Here is a 16,405-nt window from a genome sequence, read left to right on the forward strand (position 1 = left end):
ATGACGGCCAACGACCAGCACCAGCCAGCCAGCTCGCGGGCGATCGCGACGTTGGCGACCGTGTGCCGTTTGCGCCGCTCGATGAACACGACCCAGCGGTGATGCAGCCGGCGGTTACCCTCGTCGCCGCGTGTCCGTGCCGCGGCTGGGGCCAGCTCCCACCGGTCGCGCATCGTCTTCCCGGCGACGCAGCGGGCGCGGTGGTGCCAGGCGGCCTCGACGAGCAGCCTTCGGGCGTGGCCGTTTCCAGTCTTGGTGACCGACCCCTGCACCCGGGACGCGCCCGAAGAGTACTCGCTGGGTACCAGCCCGACGAACGAGCCGATGCTTTTACCGGTGAATCGGTGCCAGTCGCCGATCTCGACCGCGAGGGCGAACGCGGTCAACGTGGACACGCCGCGCAGGCACCCAGGCGGCGGACCACCGCAGTGAACTCGCTGTCCGCAGCTATCACCGCGATGGCCGCATCGAGACGGTCCCGGCGCGCTGTGACCGTCAGCACTGCGTCGTCGTCAGACTCGAACGCCAGCCGAGTGGCCGGCGCGTCGAGGTGTTGGCGGCGCAGCCAGGCGTCGTGCGCGCCAGCCCACGCCTGACCGCCGGAGTACACGATGCCTCGGCGCAACAGCAGCTTCGACCGCCGGTGCCGGGCTCGCATCAGGTCCCCGCGACAGTCCTCCCGCGCCCGGACCAGGTCCCGGGCCGCCTCGGACGTGGGGGTCGCAGCAGCCGAGCCAGACGGACCGCGTCCTTGGCGTCGGTCTTCACGCGGTCACCCGCCGGGCGTCGCAATGTCGACGGGGCCGCAACCACACACCGAATCCCTGCCGCGTCCAACGCCTGCGCCAGGCCAAAGCCCATGGGACCGGCCTCCTAGGCAACCGCCACTGGCCCAGGCAGATCAGCCAACCAGGACTGGATGTGTTCATGTGAAGGGGTCAATCGTGCCTGAAACAGCTCACCCGTGACGCCATCGATCGCTGCTGCTGCGACTGATCGTGCGTGCACATCGAGCCCCACGCTCGTACGCTCGGTAAACACCGGGGCCTCCCACAACTGTCGGATAGGCCGAGCCGGCAGCCCCTACTGGTAATCCACGAACGTGTGTGAGTGAGGCCGCGGCCGCAACCCCTCGGCCACCCCATACCGTCTAGCGGTGATATCGGCGGGGCGACCAAGTCTGTGAGGAGAAAGTTCCGGGGTGCTTTCAGCCGGCGAGCTCCTCCAGCACCTTGCGGAGGTCGCCGAGGTGTAGGACGCCGGTGGCGCTGTTGTCCTGCTCGCCGAGGTAGAGCCGCTGCAGCGCGACGACGATGCCCTCGGCGATGTCGTCGCGGAACGCAGCGTCTTGCAACCGCTCGGCGTCGTCGGGGTTGCTCACGTAGCCGGCCTCGATGCGCACGGCCGGCATCCGGGTCGCCTGGAGCAGCTTCCAGGAGCGGGCGTGGCTCCGACAGTCGGTCAGGCCGGTGCGGGCGACGGTCTCGCGCTGGATGAGGTCGGCGAGCTGCTCGCCGACGGCGGACCAGGCCCCGAACCGCTTCTGCCCGAAGAAGAACGTGGCGACGCCGCTGGCGTCCTGCTGGTCGGCGGTGTCGCAGTGCAGCGAGAGGACGATGTCGGCGCCGCAGTCGTTGGCGAAGCTGGCGCGCGCCTCGTCGTCCCCGGCGCTGGTGAACCGGGTCCGCGTGTAGACGACGTTGGCCCCGTGGGCACTGAGCCGGCCCTCGATCCGGCCGGCGAGGTCGTGGACGATCTCCGCCTCGACGATCCCGTGGGCGACGGCGCCGGTGTCGTCGCCGCCGTGACCAGGGTCCAGGACGATGGTCCGGCCGCCCAGGCTGTGCCCGGAGCGGCGGACGTGCTCGCGCTCGCGCAGCGACAGCGACGACCCGCCGGCGACGCTACGGCGCAGGTCGGTGAACGCCCGGAGCGTGGCGGGCCCGACCTCACCGTCGGCGTCCAGGCCGACGCCGCGTTGGAAGCCGCGCACGGCCGCTTCGGTGTCGGGACCGAAGAGCCCGTCGACCCGGCCCGGGTGGAAGCCGAGGCCGAGCAGTCGTTCCTGCAGCTCGGTGACGTCGTCGCCACGGACCAGGTGGCCGGGGGAGTGCCGTAGCAGCCGGTCGCCGAGCTGCCACTTGGCCGCGTCGAGCGCGGCGTAGGTCCAGGGTCCGACGATGCCGTCGACGAGCAGGCCGCGTTCCTGCTGGAACGAGCGGACGGCGGCGTCGAGCTCCTCGTCGAAGACCTCGGTGTTCCCGTTGACTGCACCGTTGACTGCACCGTTGACTGCCCCGCTGCCCGCCCCGTTCGTGACGGCAGGATGCAGCGCGCCCGCAGCGGTGAGGCTGTCCCGGAGGTGGCGGACGACGGGTCCGCGGTAGCCGAGACGGGCTTGAAGGCCGGTACGCGGTTCGGTCACGTCCCTCCCCTCACGGAGCTCTCGGGAGACGGGCGGGCTGCTCGAGGCAGGCTGCGGGCGGAGTGAAACTGTGCGAACGATAGCCGACGGAGGGGCCAAGGGCGCGCCGACGCATACGGGACTCAGGGAACCCGCAGCACGCGTCGGCGAGCCGTCACCCGATCTGACGGATGACCGTCAGCTGGCGATGTAGTCCTCGAGCTCGCGCAGCAGGCGCGGCTTCGGCATCGCGCCGACGAGGGTCTTGACGACCTCGCCGTTGACGTAGACGTTCATCGTGGGGATGCTGACGACGCCGTAACGGCTGGTCACCGCGGGGTTGGCGTCGGTGTCGAGCTTGACCACGTCGACCTGGTCGCCGTAGGTGGCGGCGATCTCCTCGAGGATGGGGGCGACCGCGCGGCACGGACCGCACCACGTGGCCCAGAAGTCGACGATCACCGGCTTCGCGTTCTTCAGGACGTCCTGCTCGAACGTGGCGTCAGTGGTGACCTTGGTGGCTCCCATGGGGGTCCCTTCTGGGTACGAACTTCTCGGTGTTGTCTGGGTTCAGAGGCTAGCGGTGGCGGGAGACAGGCTCGGGTCGAGGTCGGACGACGGCTCGTCCATCGCCTCGTCCTGGGCCGCCGCCGCAACGGCGTGCTCGAGGTCCTCGAGCGACGCGAGGTAGTGCTCGGCGTCGAGCGCCGCGGCGCAGCCGGACCCGGCAGCGGTCACGGCCTGCCGGTAGGTGTGGTCGACGAGGTCGCCGCAGGCGAACACGCCGGGTATGCGGGTGGCGGTGGATCGGTGCGTGCCGTCGACGCCGGTGACGACGTAGCCGGCGGGGTCGAGGTCGACAAGGTCGCTGACCAGCTCGTTGCGGGGGTCGTGCCCGATCGCGACGAACAGGCCGGTGACCGGCAGCTCGCGCTCCCTGCCAGTATGCGTGTCGCTCAAGGTGATCCCGGTGACGCGCTCGTCGCCGTGGATCGCGGTGACCTTCGAGTTCCAGGCGAACGAGATTGTGGGGTTCGAGAAGGCCCGCTCCGCCATGATCTTGCTGGCCCGCAGCGACTCCCGGCGGTGGACGATCGTCACCGAGCGGGCGAACTTGGTGAGGAAGGTCGCCTCCTCGATCGCGGAGTCGCCACCGCCAACGACGGCGATGTCCTGGTCGCGGAAGAAGAAGCCGTCACAGGTGGCACACCACGAGACGCCGCGGCCGGAGAGCCGCTTCTCGTCGGGCAGGCCGAGCTCGCGGTAGGCCGAGCCCATCGCGAGGATGACCGCGTGGGCCTGGTAGGTGTGGCCCTCGCCGGTGGTCACCGACTTGACCTCGCCGTGCAGCTCGACGGCGGTTACATCGTCGGTGATGATCTCGGTGCCGAACCGCTCCGCCTGGGCGCGCATGTCCTCCATGAGGGCCGGGCCCATGATCCCGTCGCGGAACCCGGGGAAGTTCTCGACCTCGGTGGTGTTCATCAGCGCACCGCCGGCGGTGACGCTGCCCTCGATGAGCAGCGGGTTCAGGTTCGCGCGAGCGGCGTAGACGGCGGCGGTGTAGCCGGCCGGTCCCGAGCCGATGATGATGACGTTGCGCACGTCGGTCACGAAGTCAACCCCTTGTGGTCCGTGCTGGTCTCGCAGCGAGCGGACCGCTAGATGCTGTGGCCGGGGGGCCCGAGGGCCCCAACATACCGGCCGTCGCCGAACATTCATGGGCGGTAACCGTCGCGTCGGCCGTGTTGTTCCCGCACCGACCGGAGGACGGTTACGGGACGGGGACGGCGTCCTGGATGACCCCGGCGTCGCCGTCACCGCAGTCGCGCTGGACGGCATACACCGAGGTCGTGTCGGACCGCCGGACGACGACGATGGCGGCCGGCTGCCCGTCGTAGGTGGCCAGGTCGATACTCACCGCTCCCGCGTCCGAGGCGCCCAGCGCGTCGACGCACGCGGCGGCGCCGGACTGGGTGACGAGCGGGCCGGCGGACGGGGCGTCGCCGACGCTGGCGTCAGGCCCGGGGGAGGCGATCAGGGCCTGGGCCTGCGTGACGAGACCGTCCTTGGTGTAGGCGGTGTTGCTGATCTGGACGTGAACCGACCCGGCCGACCCGGCCGTGCTCCCCGCCGGCGGGATCGCCGCGAGGCCGTTGTTGCTGCTGCGCTGTTGGGCCACGAAGCCGCCGGCGATGGCCAGGAGGGCCACGATCGCGGCCGCGGCGCCGATGAGCGGCCAGCGCCGCCGGCGCAGGGTGACGACGTTGTCGTCCCCGTGGCCGTCGTCGGGCTCGCCGGTGAAGACGATGACGTCGTCCGCCTCCTCGACGGAGTGGACGGCATCGGGGTCGCTGAAGCCGAGCTCGTCGAACAGCTCGTCGTCACCCGCGCGTCCGACGGCGGCCTGTGCGAGCGACATCTCGATACGCCGGGAGAGGTCCGCAGGCATCGGGCCGGGGTCGGGCTCGTTCCGCAGCAGGGTGCGCACCGCGGACTGCACGGGGTCGCCGGCCGCGTCGATGTCGACGTCGGACTCGGACGCGACGACCTGCGGGTAGGCGTCGGCGCCGGTGTCCGAGGCGGTCTCGGGGCGGGGGTCGGTCGGGTGCTGGGGATCCATGCGGTCTCCGGGTCGGGTGGTCCGGTCTGGGTTCCGGGCCGAGTGCTGCGGGTGGTTCGGGCAGGGGTTCGCCGGAGGTCAGACGTCGGGGGACGGCGGACGGTTCCCGCCGGGGTCGGACGGATCGCGTTCGGCGCCGGTGGGCCGTTCGCCGGCGATGCCCAGCAGCTCGGCGAGCGCGGCCCGGCCTCGGGCGCACCGGGACTTGACCGTCCCCTCCGCGACGCCGAGAACCCGGGCCGCCTCGGCGACGCCGAGGCCGTGCATGTCCACGAGGACCAGCGCGAGGCGCTGCCCCTCGGGAAGTCGGGCGAGCCCGGCCCGGACGTCGAGCGCCGACTCGGTCCGGCCGTGGTCGTCGCGGCGGTCGGCGAAGTCGAGCGACTCGTACTCCGGCAGCGGGCTGGTCGGCCGCCGCCGCCGGAGCCGGTCGAGGCAGGCGTTGACGACGATCCGGTGCAGCCACGTGGTCACGGCCGCGTCACCCCGGAACGAGTCGGCCCGCCGGAACGCCGCCAAGAACCCGTCCTGGACCGCCTCGGCCGCGATCTCCCGGTCGCCACACGTGCGCATCGCGACCGCCCACATGCGGTCCCGATGGCGCCGGAACAGCTCACCGAACGCGTCCGGGTCGCCGGCGCAGTGGGCAGCGAGGAGCTCGGCGTCGGTGCGGTCACCGGGGTCGAGGGTGCGCGGGCCGGCGGCCGGACGCACCCCGGCCGGGGGCGTGCCGGGGGCAGGAGGCATACCGGTGGCGGCGGGCATACCGGCGGTGCCGGTGCTGGGTTCGCTCACCGGACACTCGCCTCGGCGACCTGGGCGCGGAAGTGCCCTTCGCCGTCCGGCCCGAGCGCGGTGAACCAGAGGATGACGTAGCGGCCCTTGACGGCCCCGTTGTTCGGCACGGTCACCGTGGCGGCGCCGTCCTGCTGCGAGACCGAGCCGATCGGGGTGGCCCCGTCGACCTTGGTCTGGTCGCCGACGTAGACGGTGACGTCCGCGGCCCCCCGCGTGGTGAACGCGACCTGGTGGACGTCGGTCGACTGTCCGAGGTCGAGGAGGAGTCCGGTGACCCGGCCCGGGTAGCCGCCGTACTGGGGTGTCGCGTACCACTTGGTCGAGCGCCACAGCGTGTCGCCGTTGCCGTCGACGGCCGCGGCGCCGTTCTTGACCGCCTGGACGCCGCCGTCCTGGGAGACCTGGCTGGCGGCGACGATGGGGATCGGCCCGGCCGCGGGAGCCGTCGTCGGCGCGGCGCTGGGGCTGGGGCTGGGGGCGGCACCGCTCGGGGTCGGCGTGGCGGTCACGGTGGCCGTGACGACGGGTGGAGCGGCCGTGGTGCCGCCGCCGAGCCAGAGCTTGGGCAGCCCCCAGACACCCACCACCGCGGCGATCAGCACGAACGCCGCGATGACGACCAGCGCGAGGCGGGACTGGTTTTTGTCGAGGGGCTCCTGGGCGGCTCCGGGCAACAGGGGCAGGGCGGGCTCGAGCCGCTCGTCGGTGGGTTCGAGGGTGTCGGACAGGCGGACGTGCTCGTCGGCGAACAGCGGGTCCTCCCACTGCTCGGTCTGCCGACGCTCGGCCCGGGTTGCGGAGCGCTCGGCGGCCCGGTCGGCGGCGCCGCGGGCCAGCCCGCCCACGCGCCCGGTGGCTTTGGAGGCGAGCGACCCCGCCGCGCCGACCGCCGTTCCGAAGCCCTTGGCGACCGCCGCACCGGCCGCGGCGCCCGCGGCCACCGCTCCGGCGACCGCGGCGGCACCACCCGGCGTGGGTCGCTCCGTGCCGTCGTCGTACCCCTCGTCGCCCTCCTCGTACGGCCCGTAGCCCGCCGGGTCGTCGGGCAGACCGTCGGCGTAGGCGTCGAGCGTGCCGGTGTCGTCCCCGCTCGCGGGCGGGATGTCCGTGCTGCGCGTGTCGAGGTTCATGCCGAGGACGCTGCGCGCTCCGCCGGCGCCCCCTGACCCAGCAGCGGTTCCCAGGGTTGCACCGGCTGCACCGGCTGCACCGGCTGCACCCGCGCCGGCGACGGCACCCGCACCGGCAGCCCGCGCCGCTGCGCCGCCACGGGACGTGCGTGGCCCTGCCGACCCGCCACGCCCCGAGCGCGCCGAGGGAGGCTTGGCCACCCCGCCGGTCACCCGGTCACGCTCGAGGGGTTCGGTGCGGCTCCCCGGGAGCCGGCGGACCTCACGCACCTCGAGGCCGGCGCCGACCGGCGTGGGCGACCAGGGGCGGATCTGCTCGACGAGCTCGCCCGGGGTCTGCGGGCCGCCGTCCTCGGACAGCGTGTGCCGCGCGACGAAGTCGAGGTCCTGCGGTACTCCGGCGGCGATCTCCGACGGGGCGGCAACCCCGCCGACCACGCGGGGGGCTGCCTCGAGGCCCGAGTCCGGGCCCGGCAGCGGCCAGCGGCTGGTCAGCAACGCATACGTGAGCGCCACGAGCGACACGGTGTCGCCGCGGGTGGCCTGGTCCGGAGGGATGTCGTCGGCCTCGACCAACGCGGCCTCGGTCGCGAGCCCCCGGACCTTGACCGACCCGTCGGCCAGCCGGAACACCGACCGTGGGGTGAGTACCCCGTGGTGCAGGCCTCGGGCGCGGGCGCGCTCCAGCGCGGCGGCCGCCTCGCCGACGATGCGGCGGGCCTCCTCGGCCGGCAGGCCGCCGTCGGTGAGGACGGACGTGACCGACCGGGCGCCGTTCAGCGACTCCTCGACGACGAACGCGGTGCCGTCGTCACGGCCGACGTCGAGGACGCGCACCAGGCGCGGCTCGTCCACGCCGGCGGCGCGGCGAGCGGCGTCGAGGGCCGGGGAGGCGACCGGGCCGTCGGCGTCGAAGCACAGCAGAACGACCTCGCGGTCCAGCGTCTGGTCCGCGGCGATCCAGCGTTCGTAGCGGGAGTGCTGCGAGACCCGTCGCTGGACGAGGTACCGCCCGCCGAGCAGCGAGCCTGGTCCGACGCCCTGCATACCTCTCCCGCCGCCGTTCGACAACCCGCATACCGCACCGACCCGCGTGGCGGCCCGTCGGGCTCAGGTCCGGTCGTCCGTCATCCTACGGGGCCCGGGGTCCGCGACCGGTGCAGGCGAGGCCGAGTCGCCGACGCCCTCGGGAGCGAGCTGGGCCCCCTCGACCGGGCCGGAGGGGGCAGGGACCACCCTGGATGCCGCGCGGGCGGCGGACTTCGAGCGGCGCAGGGAGCGGACGATGCCGAAGACGAGGATCAGCGCGACGATCCCCCCGCCGATGATGTAGAAGAGGTAGCCCGGCGGGTTGGCCCGCACCGTGATCGTCCCGGGAACGCCGATGGGGGTGCCGTCGCCCGTCGTCAGCTCGGCGTTGACCGGGACCAGGCCCGCGGCGAGCGCCTCCGCCCGGACGGGCACGACCGCCTTGCTGTTCGCCCCGATCTGGATCGGTTCCGGCTGGCTGACGATCCTCAGCCTGGCGTTGGTCGGGTTGAGCACCAGCCGGACCCCGTCGACCTCGACGCCGAGGTCGTTGACGACGGTGACCTGGAGGGTGCCCTCGTCGGCGAGGAAGTTCGTCGTCTGCGGGGCGACGCTGATGCCGCGCGTCGCCGAAGTGGACGCCTGGCTGACCAGGGCGTCGAGCCGGTCCTGCTCGGGGGGATTCGCCCGCCACCGCACGGACGGCAGCTGGTCGAGCATCGTCCACAGCTGGTTCCGGTACGCCGGGCCGTTGGCTCCGAGGATGGTGGCGATCTCCCCCGTGGTCCGTCGCTCCTCGGTGATCCGGCTCAGCCGGGCAGCGTCGACCTGCGGGTCGCCGTACCCGTTCCAGGAGCCCTTCGACGTGCTCGCGACCGGATCCTGGGTGGCCGCCTGCTGCTGGAGCTCCGCCGTGGTGACCAGCTGGACCCAGGGCGTCTGCGCCAGCGTCCCGAGGACCTGGCGCAGGGCCCCGACGTCCGGGTTCAGGGTGCGCGGCACGGCCATGAGGAAGCTTCGGGACACCCCCGGGCTCTCGCCGAGGAGGGCGGCCGTCTCCGCCACGAGCCGCTGCGTCGTCAGCGCGCCCTCGGCCGGCGTGGTCACCTGGGTCGACAGTCGGCTGAGGACGTCGTCCCAGGCCAGCAGGGTGACCCCCGAGCCCGTCCGTCGCGGCGCCTGACCGGTGAACCCGTTGGTCACCGGCAGGGCTGAGGACGACCCGACGACGGCCTGGAGCCCGATGCTCTCGTAGGCCCGCCGCAGCCCGGCCTCCCGGTTCGCCTCGAAGCTGCCGTCCACCGGCCACGCGATGCCCATGGTGGTGGCGACACCGAGCTCCTGGCCGAGGACGGCGCTGGCCTTGACCTCGGCGGCGACGGTCGGGTCGTCCGGGCTGGTGACGACGGTCGCGGCGAGGTCGGGGTCGGCCTGCGGGAGGGCCCAGAGGGTATGCCGGCCCGCGGCGGTCGCGAGCCGCGTGACCAGCGGGGCGACGACCGGCACGAGCGGGTCGGGGCCGGCCGAGCCTCCGGCGCTCGCCGCCGAGTCGGTGCCCAGCACGGCGGGGTCCACAGCCCAGGTGACCGGTACCGGTCCGGCCGGTCCGTCGACATCGGTCCCGTCGAGGACGCGGTTGATCCGGGAACCGGGATCCAGCTCGGCCTTCCAGGCCGCCAGCCGGGTGGCGGCGTCGGTGTCGAACAGCGCGGCGGACGGCGACAGGGTGACCGGCGCGACGACGGCCAGCCGGACCGGTTCGTACTGCCTGCTGCGCTGCCAGCCGACGAAGGTATGCGTGTACTCGCTCGTCGACGACGCGGTGTCCCGCACCTGGATGGCCACGGGGATGATCCCGAACGCCCGGTTCAGCACGAGCCGTCCCGGAGCGATGGTGATGGTGAACGGTGCCGACGTGCCGACGTCGACGGCGCGGCCGATCTTCACGGTGCCGACCTCGATCCCGCCTGGGGCCGTGGTGCTCGCCGCCCAGGCCTCGACCGACGCTCGGGAGACCACACTGGTGGCGCCGAGGACGACTCGCACGGTCGGGTCGGCGAGGCGGCCGGTCCGCGCGACGACGGAGCCGGTCACGGTCACCGTCACGCCGGGACCGGCGACGGGAGGCGTGATGGCCCCGAGGGCGAGGGTCGACGTGTCGGTGGCGGCGGCAGGGACGACGGTCGCCGCCGGCTCGGGACTCGACGCATGCGCCGCCGGGGCCAGCGGCCCGAGCACCACGGCGAGGAGGAGCACTGCGAGGACGCGGCCCCGCCGTGGGGTCACGCGGTGCCTGCCAGCCGCTCCCAGGCGACCTGTGCGATCCGCCGTTCGTTGGGGAAGGTGAGGTGGTGGTGCACCTCCTGCAGCGGGAACCACGCGACCTCGATCGCCTCGTGGTCCGGGTCGTTGTCGATCGTCAGCTCGCCACCGAGGGCCTCGAGGAGGTAGTGGTGCACGAACTTGTGCACCCGCCGGTCGGAGGTCGCGAACCAGTAGTCGATGGTCCCGAGCTCGGCGAGGACCCGACCGGTGATCCCGGTCTCCTCGGCCACCTCGCGCTCCGCGGTCTGGGTGAGTGTCTCCCCGGCCTCGATGTGGCCCTTCGGCAGGCACCACTCGACGCGGCCGGCGCGGTTGCGGCGGGCGATGACCGCCGTGCGCGCGGCGCCCTCGTGGACGTCGATGACGACCCCACCCGCCGAGCGCTCCTCGACCGCGGGGAGCCGGCGTCCGCGCAGAGCGCCGCCGTACCTCCCCGGGGTGCTCGAGGTCGTGGCGCTCATCTGTCCACTCTAACCAGCGGGGGAAATGTCCCGGCTCAGGTTCGTCGCTGCTACGTCTACGCTGACGCACCGTGTCACCGACCGAGCTGCCCGACCTCCTGCGTGCCGCCGTGGCCCGGCTGGCTCCGGTGATCCCGGTCGGTCAGGAGCTCGGCCGGCGGTTCGCCGAGGCGGGCCACGAGCTGGCGCTGGTCGGCGGTCCCGTGCGCGACGCGTTCATCGGCCGGACCTCGCCGGACCTCGACTTCACCACGGACGCCACCCCGGACGAGACGCTCGCGGTGATCCTCGGCTGGGCGGACGCGCACTGGGAGATCGGCAGGGCGTTCGGGACGATCGGGCTGCGCAAGGGCGCGTACGTCATCGAGGTGACCACCTACCGCTCCGACGTCTACGACCGCACGTCCCGCAAGCCGTCGGTCACGTTCGGGACCACGCTGAGCGACGACCTGGTCCGGCGTGACTTCACGGTCAACGCCATGGCCGTCCGGTTCCCGTCGCTGGCGTTCGTCGACGAGCACGGCGGTCTGGCCGACCTCGCGGCCCGCGTCCTGCGGACACCGTCGGCGCCCGAGGAGTCGTTCGCAGACGACCCCCTTCGTATGCTCCGCGCCGCCCGGTTCGCCTCGCAGCTCGGCTTCACGGTGGCCCCGGACGTGCAGGCCGCCATGACGGCGTCGGCGGAGTCGCTGTCGATGGTCTCGGCGGAGCGAATCCGGGAGGAGCTGACCAAGCTGCTGATGTCGGACTCGCCGCGCGTGGGGCTGACCCTGCTCGTCGACACCGGGCTGGCCGAGGTGTTCCTGCCGGAGCTGCCCGCGCTGCAGCTCGAGGTGGACGAGCACCACCACCACAAGGACGTCTACCAGCACTCGTTGACCGTGCTGGAGCAGGCGATCCGGCTCGAAGGGCCGCGTTCGGTGGCGGGCGTGTCGGCGCCGGAGACGGTGGAGGGTCCCGACCTGGTGCTGCGGCTCGCGGCGCTGCTGCACGACGTGGGCAAGCCGGCCACCCGGCGGTTCGAGCCGGCCGGGGGTGTCTCGTTCCACCACCACGAGGTGGTCGGCGCGAAGCTGGTCGCCAAGCGGCTCAAGGCGCTGCGGTACGACAAGGAGACGATCGCGGCGGTCGCGAAGCTGGTCGAGCTGCACCTGCGGTTCCACGGGTACGGCACGGGGGAGTGGACCGACTCGGCGGTCCGGCGCTACATCACCGACGCAGGACCGCTGCTGCCGCGGCTGCACCTGTTGACCCGGTCCGACTCGACGACCCGGAACGCCCGCAAGGCCCAGTGGCTGGCGCGGACCTACGACGACCTCGAGGCCCGGATCGAGACGCTCAAGGCCGCCGAGGAGCTGGCGGCAATCCGTCCCGAGCTGGACGGCAACGAGATCGGCGAGATCCTCGGCGTGCCGCCCGGGCGGGTGATCGGGGACGCCTACACGTTCCTGCTGGGCGTGCGGCTCGACGAGGGGATCATCGGCCCGGACGCGGCGCGGGAGCGGTTGCTGGCCTGGTGGGCCGAGCGCAACGGCTGAGGTGGCCGGCGACCGGGCACGCGGCATACTGGCCGCACGCCACGGGACCGAGGAGGAGGGGCACCGATGGAAACCATGGGCGGGGTCATCGCTGCCCTGGCCACGGACGTCGGCCGGGTTCGTGCGCACAACGAGGACGCCGGGCTGATCACGTCGGACCTCGTCGCCGTCGCCGACGGGATGGGCGGGCACGCGGCCGGTGAGGTCGCGAGCGGCCTGGCCGTGGAGGCCCTGCGGGCTCTCGGGGACGCTGAGGACCTGCGCCCCAAGGACGTGCTCGACGCGGTCCAGGAGGCCAACCGCGCGATCCTGCGATCGGCCGCCCAGAACCCCGAGCAGACCGGTATGGCCACGACGCTGGCCGGGCTGGCGCGGGTGATGGTGGGTGGTTCCCCGCACTGGGCGGTGGTCAACATCGGTGACTCGCGGGTCTACCGGGTCGTCGACGGGCGGCTCACCCAGGTCAGCACGGACCACTCGGAGGTCGCCGAGCTGGTGTCTCTCGGGCTGCTGACGCCGCAGGAGGCACTGGTCCACCCGGCCCGCAACATCGTGACCCGATGCCTGGGCCGCGACCGTATGGAGCCGGTGGACTCGTGGGTGTTCCCGCCGCACGCGGGGGAGCGGTTCCTCCTCTGCACGGACGGGCTGACCAACGAGCTGCGCGACGGGGCGATCGCCCGGATCCTGCTCGACGGCGACGACCCGCAGGTGATCGCCGACGCCTTGGTGGCGGCGGCCGTCGAGGCCGGCGGCCGCGACAACGTGACCGTGGTCGTGGTCATCGGGTCTCCCGACGGGGCCGCCCCGCCGGAGGCCGACGAGGAGACCGCGCCGCGGAACGGTTCGTCCGAGAGGTCGTCGTGACCGGGGCGACCATCGACGTCCAGCGGCCACCCACCGGGTGGTCCCACCTCAGCGGCCCGCTGCTGCACGTCCTGGTGGCGCTGACACCGGCGGATCAGCGGTATGCCGCAGCGTCGGCGGCCGCTGACTCCGGTGACCTCGACGACGTCCTCGACGCGCTCGCCTCGGAGGGTATGCGTCGGACGCCGGCGTTCGTGGCGGTCGCCGGGGCGTCCCGGCCTCGGGTGGTGACCCATGCGGACGGGTACGCCGTCCTGACGTCGGCGCGGGGAACGCTGGAGGTCCGCGCGCACCACACCCGGGTCTGGTCCGACCTCGTGGCCGACGAGGACGTCGACACCGTTGCCCTGCGCGTCTCCCCGACCTGGGTCGCGCCCTGGCTGTCCAACGCCGACCCTCCCACGTCGGAGGGTTCTGGCCCTGATCACGGCCACAACCCTCCGCCATCCGAGCCAGCACCCGACCCCGCCCCGCTTCCCGAGCCGGCGTCTAGACCAGTTCCCACGCCTGTCGCCCACAACTCGTCACCTGATGCCGAATCTCCCCCCATACCGGACACCAGCCTGGATGGGTCCGCGCGTGATGAGTTGTCGCCGGAACCCGATCCCGAGCCGGGACCCGAGCCCGAACCGGACCCCGATCCCCAGCCGGAACCCGAGCCGGAGCTGGAACCCGATCCCCAGCCGGAACCCGATCCCCAGCCGGAACCCGAGCCGGAGCTGGAACCGGAACCCGACCCGGAACCCGAGCCCGAGCTGCTGCGCCCGCCGAACCGGGCACCGGTCGTCGAACCGCCACCCGAGGGCGGTACCGACCTCATCGCCGCCGTTCCGTGGCGCCGTCCCACCGACCCGGCACCGGCCCCCGAACCGACCACCTCGCGTACCGAATCACTGGTAGTCGAACCCCCACCGGAGCCCACCCCCGAGCCCAGCGCAGAACCTCACCCCGACCGCGACCCGTCCGACCCGGACCGGACCGTCGACCGCGCCGCCCTGCTCGCCGCCGCCAACCCCGCCAACCCTGGGCGCCCCGGCGTCCCCACCGGCCCGACCGTGCTGGCGGTCCTCTGTCTGCGCGGCCACCCGAACCCACCCACCAGCGCGCTGTGCCGGATCTGCGGCCGCGAGGTACCCGAGCAACAGGCGTACGAGACCCCGCGTCCGCCGCTCGGCGTGCTGCGCCTCTCGACCGGCGACGTCGTCAGCCTCGACCGCGGCGTCATCATGGGCCGCGCCCCGCAGGCTCCGCCCGGCCTGCCGCCGGAGCTTCAGCCGCACGTGGTCCGGATCGCCAGCCCGCAGCGCGACCTCTCCCGCAACCACGTCCAGGTCGTCGTCGAGGGCTGGCAGGTGATCCTGCGCGACCTCGACACCACCAACGGCACGACCGTGACGCCGCCGCGGGGCACCACGACCCGACTAAGAGCTGGCGACCCGATGGTCCTCGACCCCGGAACCGTCGTGTCCCTGGCCGGCGAGGTGAGCTTCACGTACGAGGTCCCGGCCGAGGCCCAGCCGTGAGCCGTCTCCAGACCACGGGCGCACCCCAGCTGCCCGGCCTGGTCTACGTGCAGCCGCTCGGGTCCGGCGGCTACGCCGACGTCTACCTCTACGAGCAGCAGTCGCCGCGGATGCCGGTCGCCGTCAAGGTCCTCCGGTCGGAAGGCCTCACCGACGCCCTCCGACGCCAGTTCGCTGAGGAGGCGGACACCATGGCCGCGCTCGGCGACCACCCCTACATCGTCCAGATCTTCCGCGGCGGCACCTCGGCCGACGGCCGCCCGTACCTCGTCATGAAGTACTACCCACCGCCGAACCTCGCGCGCCGAGCCCGCCTCAAGCCGCTCACCGTCGACGAGGTCCTACGCACCGGCATCCAGCTGGCCAGCGCCGTCGAGACCGCCCACCAGGCCGGCATCGTCCACCGCGACATCAAGCCGGCCAACGTCCTCGTCAGCAGCTACGGCGCGCCGGGCCTCACCGACTTCGGCATCGCCGGCCGCGGCGCTGACACGTCCCACCTCTCGCGCCCGCCCAGCGGCGATGCCGAGGAGTCGGCCGAGGTGGGTGTCTCGGTCCCCTGGGCGCCCCCGGAGGTCCTCTACGTCCAGAACGCGGGCACCCCTGGCCTCGCCGAACGCGGCGACGTCTACTCGCTCGCGGCCACGCTCTGGCAGCTGCTCGTCGGACGTTCCCCGTTCGAGGTCCCCGGCGGCGACAACTCGGCGTATGCGTTGATGCCCCGGATCCGCACGCAGCCGGTTCCGCCGATCGGCCGGCCGGACGTCCCGCCCAGCCTCGAGCGGATCCTCGCGCAGTCGATGGCCAAGGACCCCACGCTGCGCCCGGGTAGCGCCCTCGAGCTGGCCCGCCTGCTCCAGGGCGTCGAGCAGGAGCTGCACCTCGCGCGCACCCAGATCGTCGTCCTCGACGACCGCGGCGGGGCCCAGGCGGCGCTGCCGACCTCCGACGGGGCCGACGCGACACGGGTCAAGAGCGTGCAGCAGGTCGACGCCCAGCAGCAGCGGGGTATGCGGGTCGCCGGCGCTGCCTCCGCCGGCTCGGCCTCCGCCGGCCACGTCGCCTCCTCGGGCGCCTTCGCCCCCGCACCGGGATCCGAGCTCGACGAGCGGACCTCCGTCGCCCGTCAAGGTCAGCCGTCGCCGACCAACCGCCGACCGCTGATGATGGCCCTCGTCGCGGTCGGCCTGTGCCTCGCCGTCATCGCCGTCCTGCTGACCCGTTCCCGCGACGAGCCCACCCCCACGCCCACCCCGACCAAGACGGCGGTGGCCACCCAGAGCCAGACCACCGACTCCGCCATTGGGGACGGTGTCTTCACGGCGCCGGTGGTCGTGGCGAGCCCCAAGGTCGGCGCCGTCGAGTTCAGCTGGAGCTACTCCGCCCCGAAGTCCACGGACACCTACCGCGTCCACGTGGGACCGACGCCCGACGACGCTCAGATCGCCGACCCGGTGACGCTGCCGAAGGCCACCTACTCGGTCAAGGCCACCAGCGGCTCCGCGGTCTGCCTCATCGCCACCGTCGTGCGCGCCGGCCAGATCTCACCGGCGTCCCCCGCCGTGTGCGGCACCGCCCGCTGACCGGTCACAGTTCGCGCGGCTTTCAGGGAACGATCTGGACACAAAGTTGCGTCGAACGGTCCGTGGCGGTCACCCTTGTCCGGGTTCAGCGCCGCTGGGGGTGCGCGGGATGAGCCGCACGTCG

The 16,405-nt window shown here is 73.1% G+C and carries 12 protein-coding genes and 1 pseudogene; 4 read left to right on the top strand and 9 right to left on the bottom strand.

Annotation, left to right across the window (positions count from 1 at the left end):
- The 9 genes and pseudogenes from VIG79_RS19930 to VIG79_RS09515 all read right to left on the bottom strand — a co-directional run.
- Nucleotides 1–1,041 (bottom strand): annotated as a pseudogene (locus VIG79_RS19930) (IS110 family transposase); the annotation flags it as partial.
- Nucleotides 1,042–1,207: 166 nt separating this feature from the next.
- The gene (locus tag VIG79_RS09480; RefSeq protein ID WP_331884936.1) at nucleotides 1,208–2,425 is read right to left on the bottom strand and encodes an N-acetylmuramoyl-L-alanine amidase; all 1,218 of its coding nucleotides are present in this window, start codon (nucleotides 2,423–2,425) and stop codon (nucleotides 1,208–1,210) included.
- Nucleotides 2,426–2,602: 177 nt separating this feature from the next.
- Entirely contained in the window at nucleotides 2,603–2,932 is a 330-nt protein-coding gene (gene trxA, locus VIG79_RS09485; RefSeq protein WP_331884938.1) for a thioredoxin, read from the bottom strand.
- Nucleotides 2,933–2,974: 42 nt separating this feature from the next.
- Complete coding sequence (gene trxB, locus VIG79_RS09490; protein WP_331884940.1) at nucleotides 2,975–4,018, bottom strand: thioredoxin-disulfide reductase; 1,044 nt, start codon at nucleotides 4,016–4,018, stop codon at nucleotides 2,975–2,977.
- A gap of 160 nt (nucleotides 4,019–4,178) precedes the next feature.
- The gene (locus VIG79_RS09495; protein ID WP_331884942.1) at nucleotides 4,179–5,027 is read right to left on the bottom strand and encodes a hypothetical protein; all 849 of its coding nucleotides are present in this window, start codon (nucleotides 5,025–5,027) and stop codon (nucleotides 4,179–4,181) included.
- A 78-nt stretch (nucleotides 5,028–5,105) separates the two neighbouring features.
- A complete protein-coding gene (sigM, locus tag VIG79_RS09500; protein ID WP_331884944.1) occupies nucleotides 5,106–5,822 on the bottom strand; it encodes an RNA polymerase sigma factor SigM in 717 nt (238 codons plus the stop codon).
- A complete protein-coding gene (locus tag VIG79_RS09505; RefSeq protein WP_331884946.1) occupies nucleotides 5,819–8,002 on the bottom strand; it encodes a hypothetical protein in 2,184 nt (727 codons plus the stop codon). The genes sigM and VIG79_RS09505 overlap by 4 nt, the downstream gene beginning before the upstream one ends.
- Before the next feature lie 63 nt (nucleotides 8,003–8,065).
- Entirely contained in the window at nucleotides 8,066–10,270 is a 2,205-nt protein-coding gene (locus VIG79_RS09510; protein WP_331884948.1) for a DUF6049 family protein, read from the bottom strand.
- A complete protein-coding gene (locus VIG79_RS09515) occupies nucleotides 10,267–10,770 on the bottom strand; it encodes an NUDIX hydrolase (RefSeq protein WP_331884950.1) in 504 nt (167 codons plus the stop codon). Before VIG79_RS09515 ends, VIG79_RS09510 begins: the two co-directional genes overlap by 4 nt.
- 71 nt (nucleotides 10,771–10,841) lie before the next feature.
- Between VIG79_RS09515 and VIG79_RS09520 the strand changes: the two genes are divergently transcribed.
- From VIG79_RS09520 to VIG79_RS09535, 4 genes are all read left to right on the top strand, one after another.
- Entirely contained in the window at nucleotides 10,842–12,308 is a 1,467-nt protein-coding gene (locus tag VIG79_RS09520; RefSeq protein ID WP_331884952.1) for a CCA tRNA nucleotidyltransferase, read from the top strand.
- Nucleotides 12,309–12,374: 66 nt separating this feature from the next.
- Complete coding sequence (locus VIG79_RS09525) at nucleotides 12,375–13,175, top strand: PP2C family serine/threonine-protein phosphatase (RefSeq protein ID WP_331884954.1); 801 nt, start codon at nucleotides 12,375–12,377, stop codon at nucleotides 13,173–13,175.
- The gene (locus VIG79_RS09530; RefSeq protein WP_331884956.1) at nucleotides 13,172–14,698 is read left to right on the top strand and encodes an FHA domain-containing protein; all 1,527 of its coding nucleotides are present in this window, start codon (nucleotides 13,172–13,174) and stop codon (nucleotides 14,696–14,698) included. The genes VIG79_RS09525 and VIG79_RS09530 overlap by 4 nt, the downstream gene beginning before the upstream one ends.
- A complete protein-coding gene (locus VIG79_RS09535; RefSeq protein WP_331884958.1) occupies nucleotides 14,695–16,281 on the top strand; it encodes a serine/threonine-protein kinase in 1,587 nt (528 codons plus the stop codon). Before VIG79_RS09530 ends, VIG79_RS09535 begins: the two co-directional genes overlap by 4 nt.
- Nucleotides 16,282–16,405: the final 124 nt, after the last annotated feature.

The sequence above is a fragment of the Lapillicoccus sp. genome, from assembly GCF_036559105.1.
Lineage (GTDB): Bacteria > Actinomycetota > Actinomycetes > Actinomycetales > Dermatophilaceae > Lapillicoccus.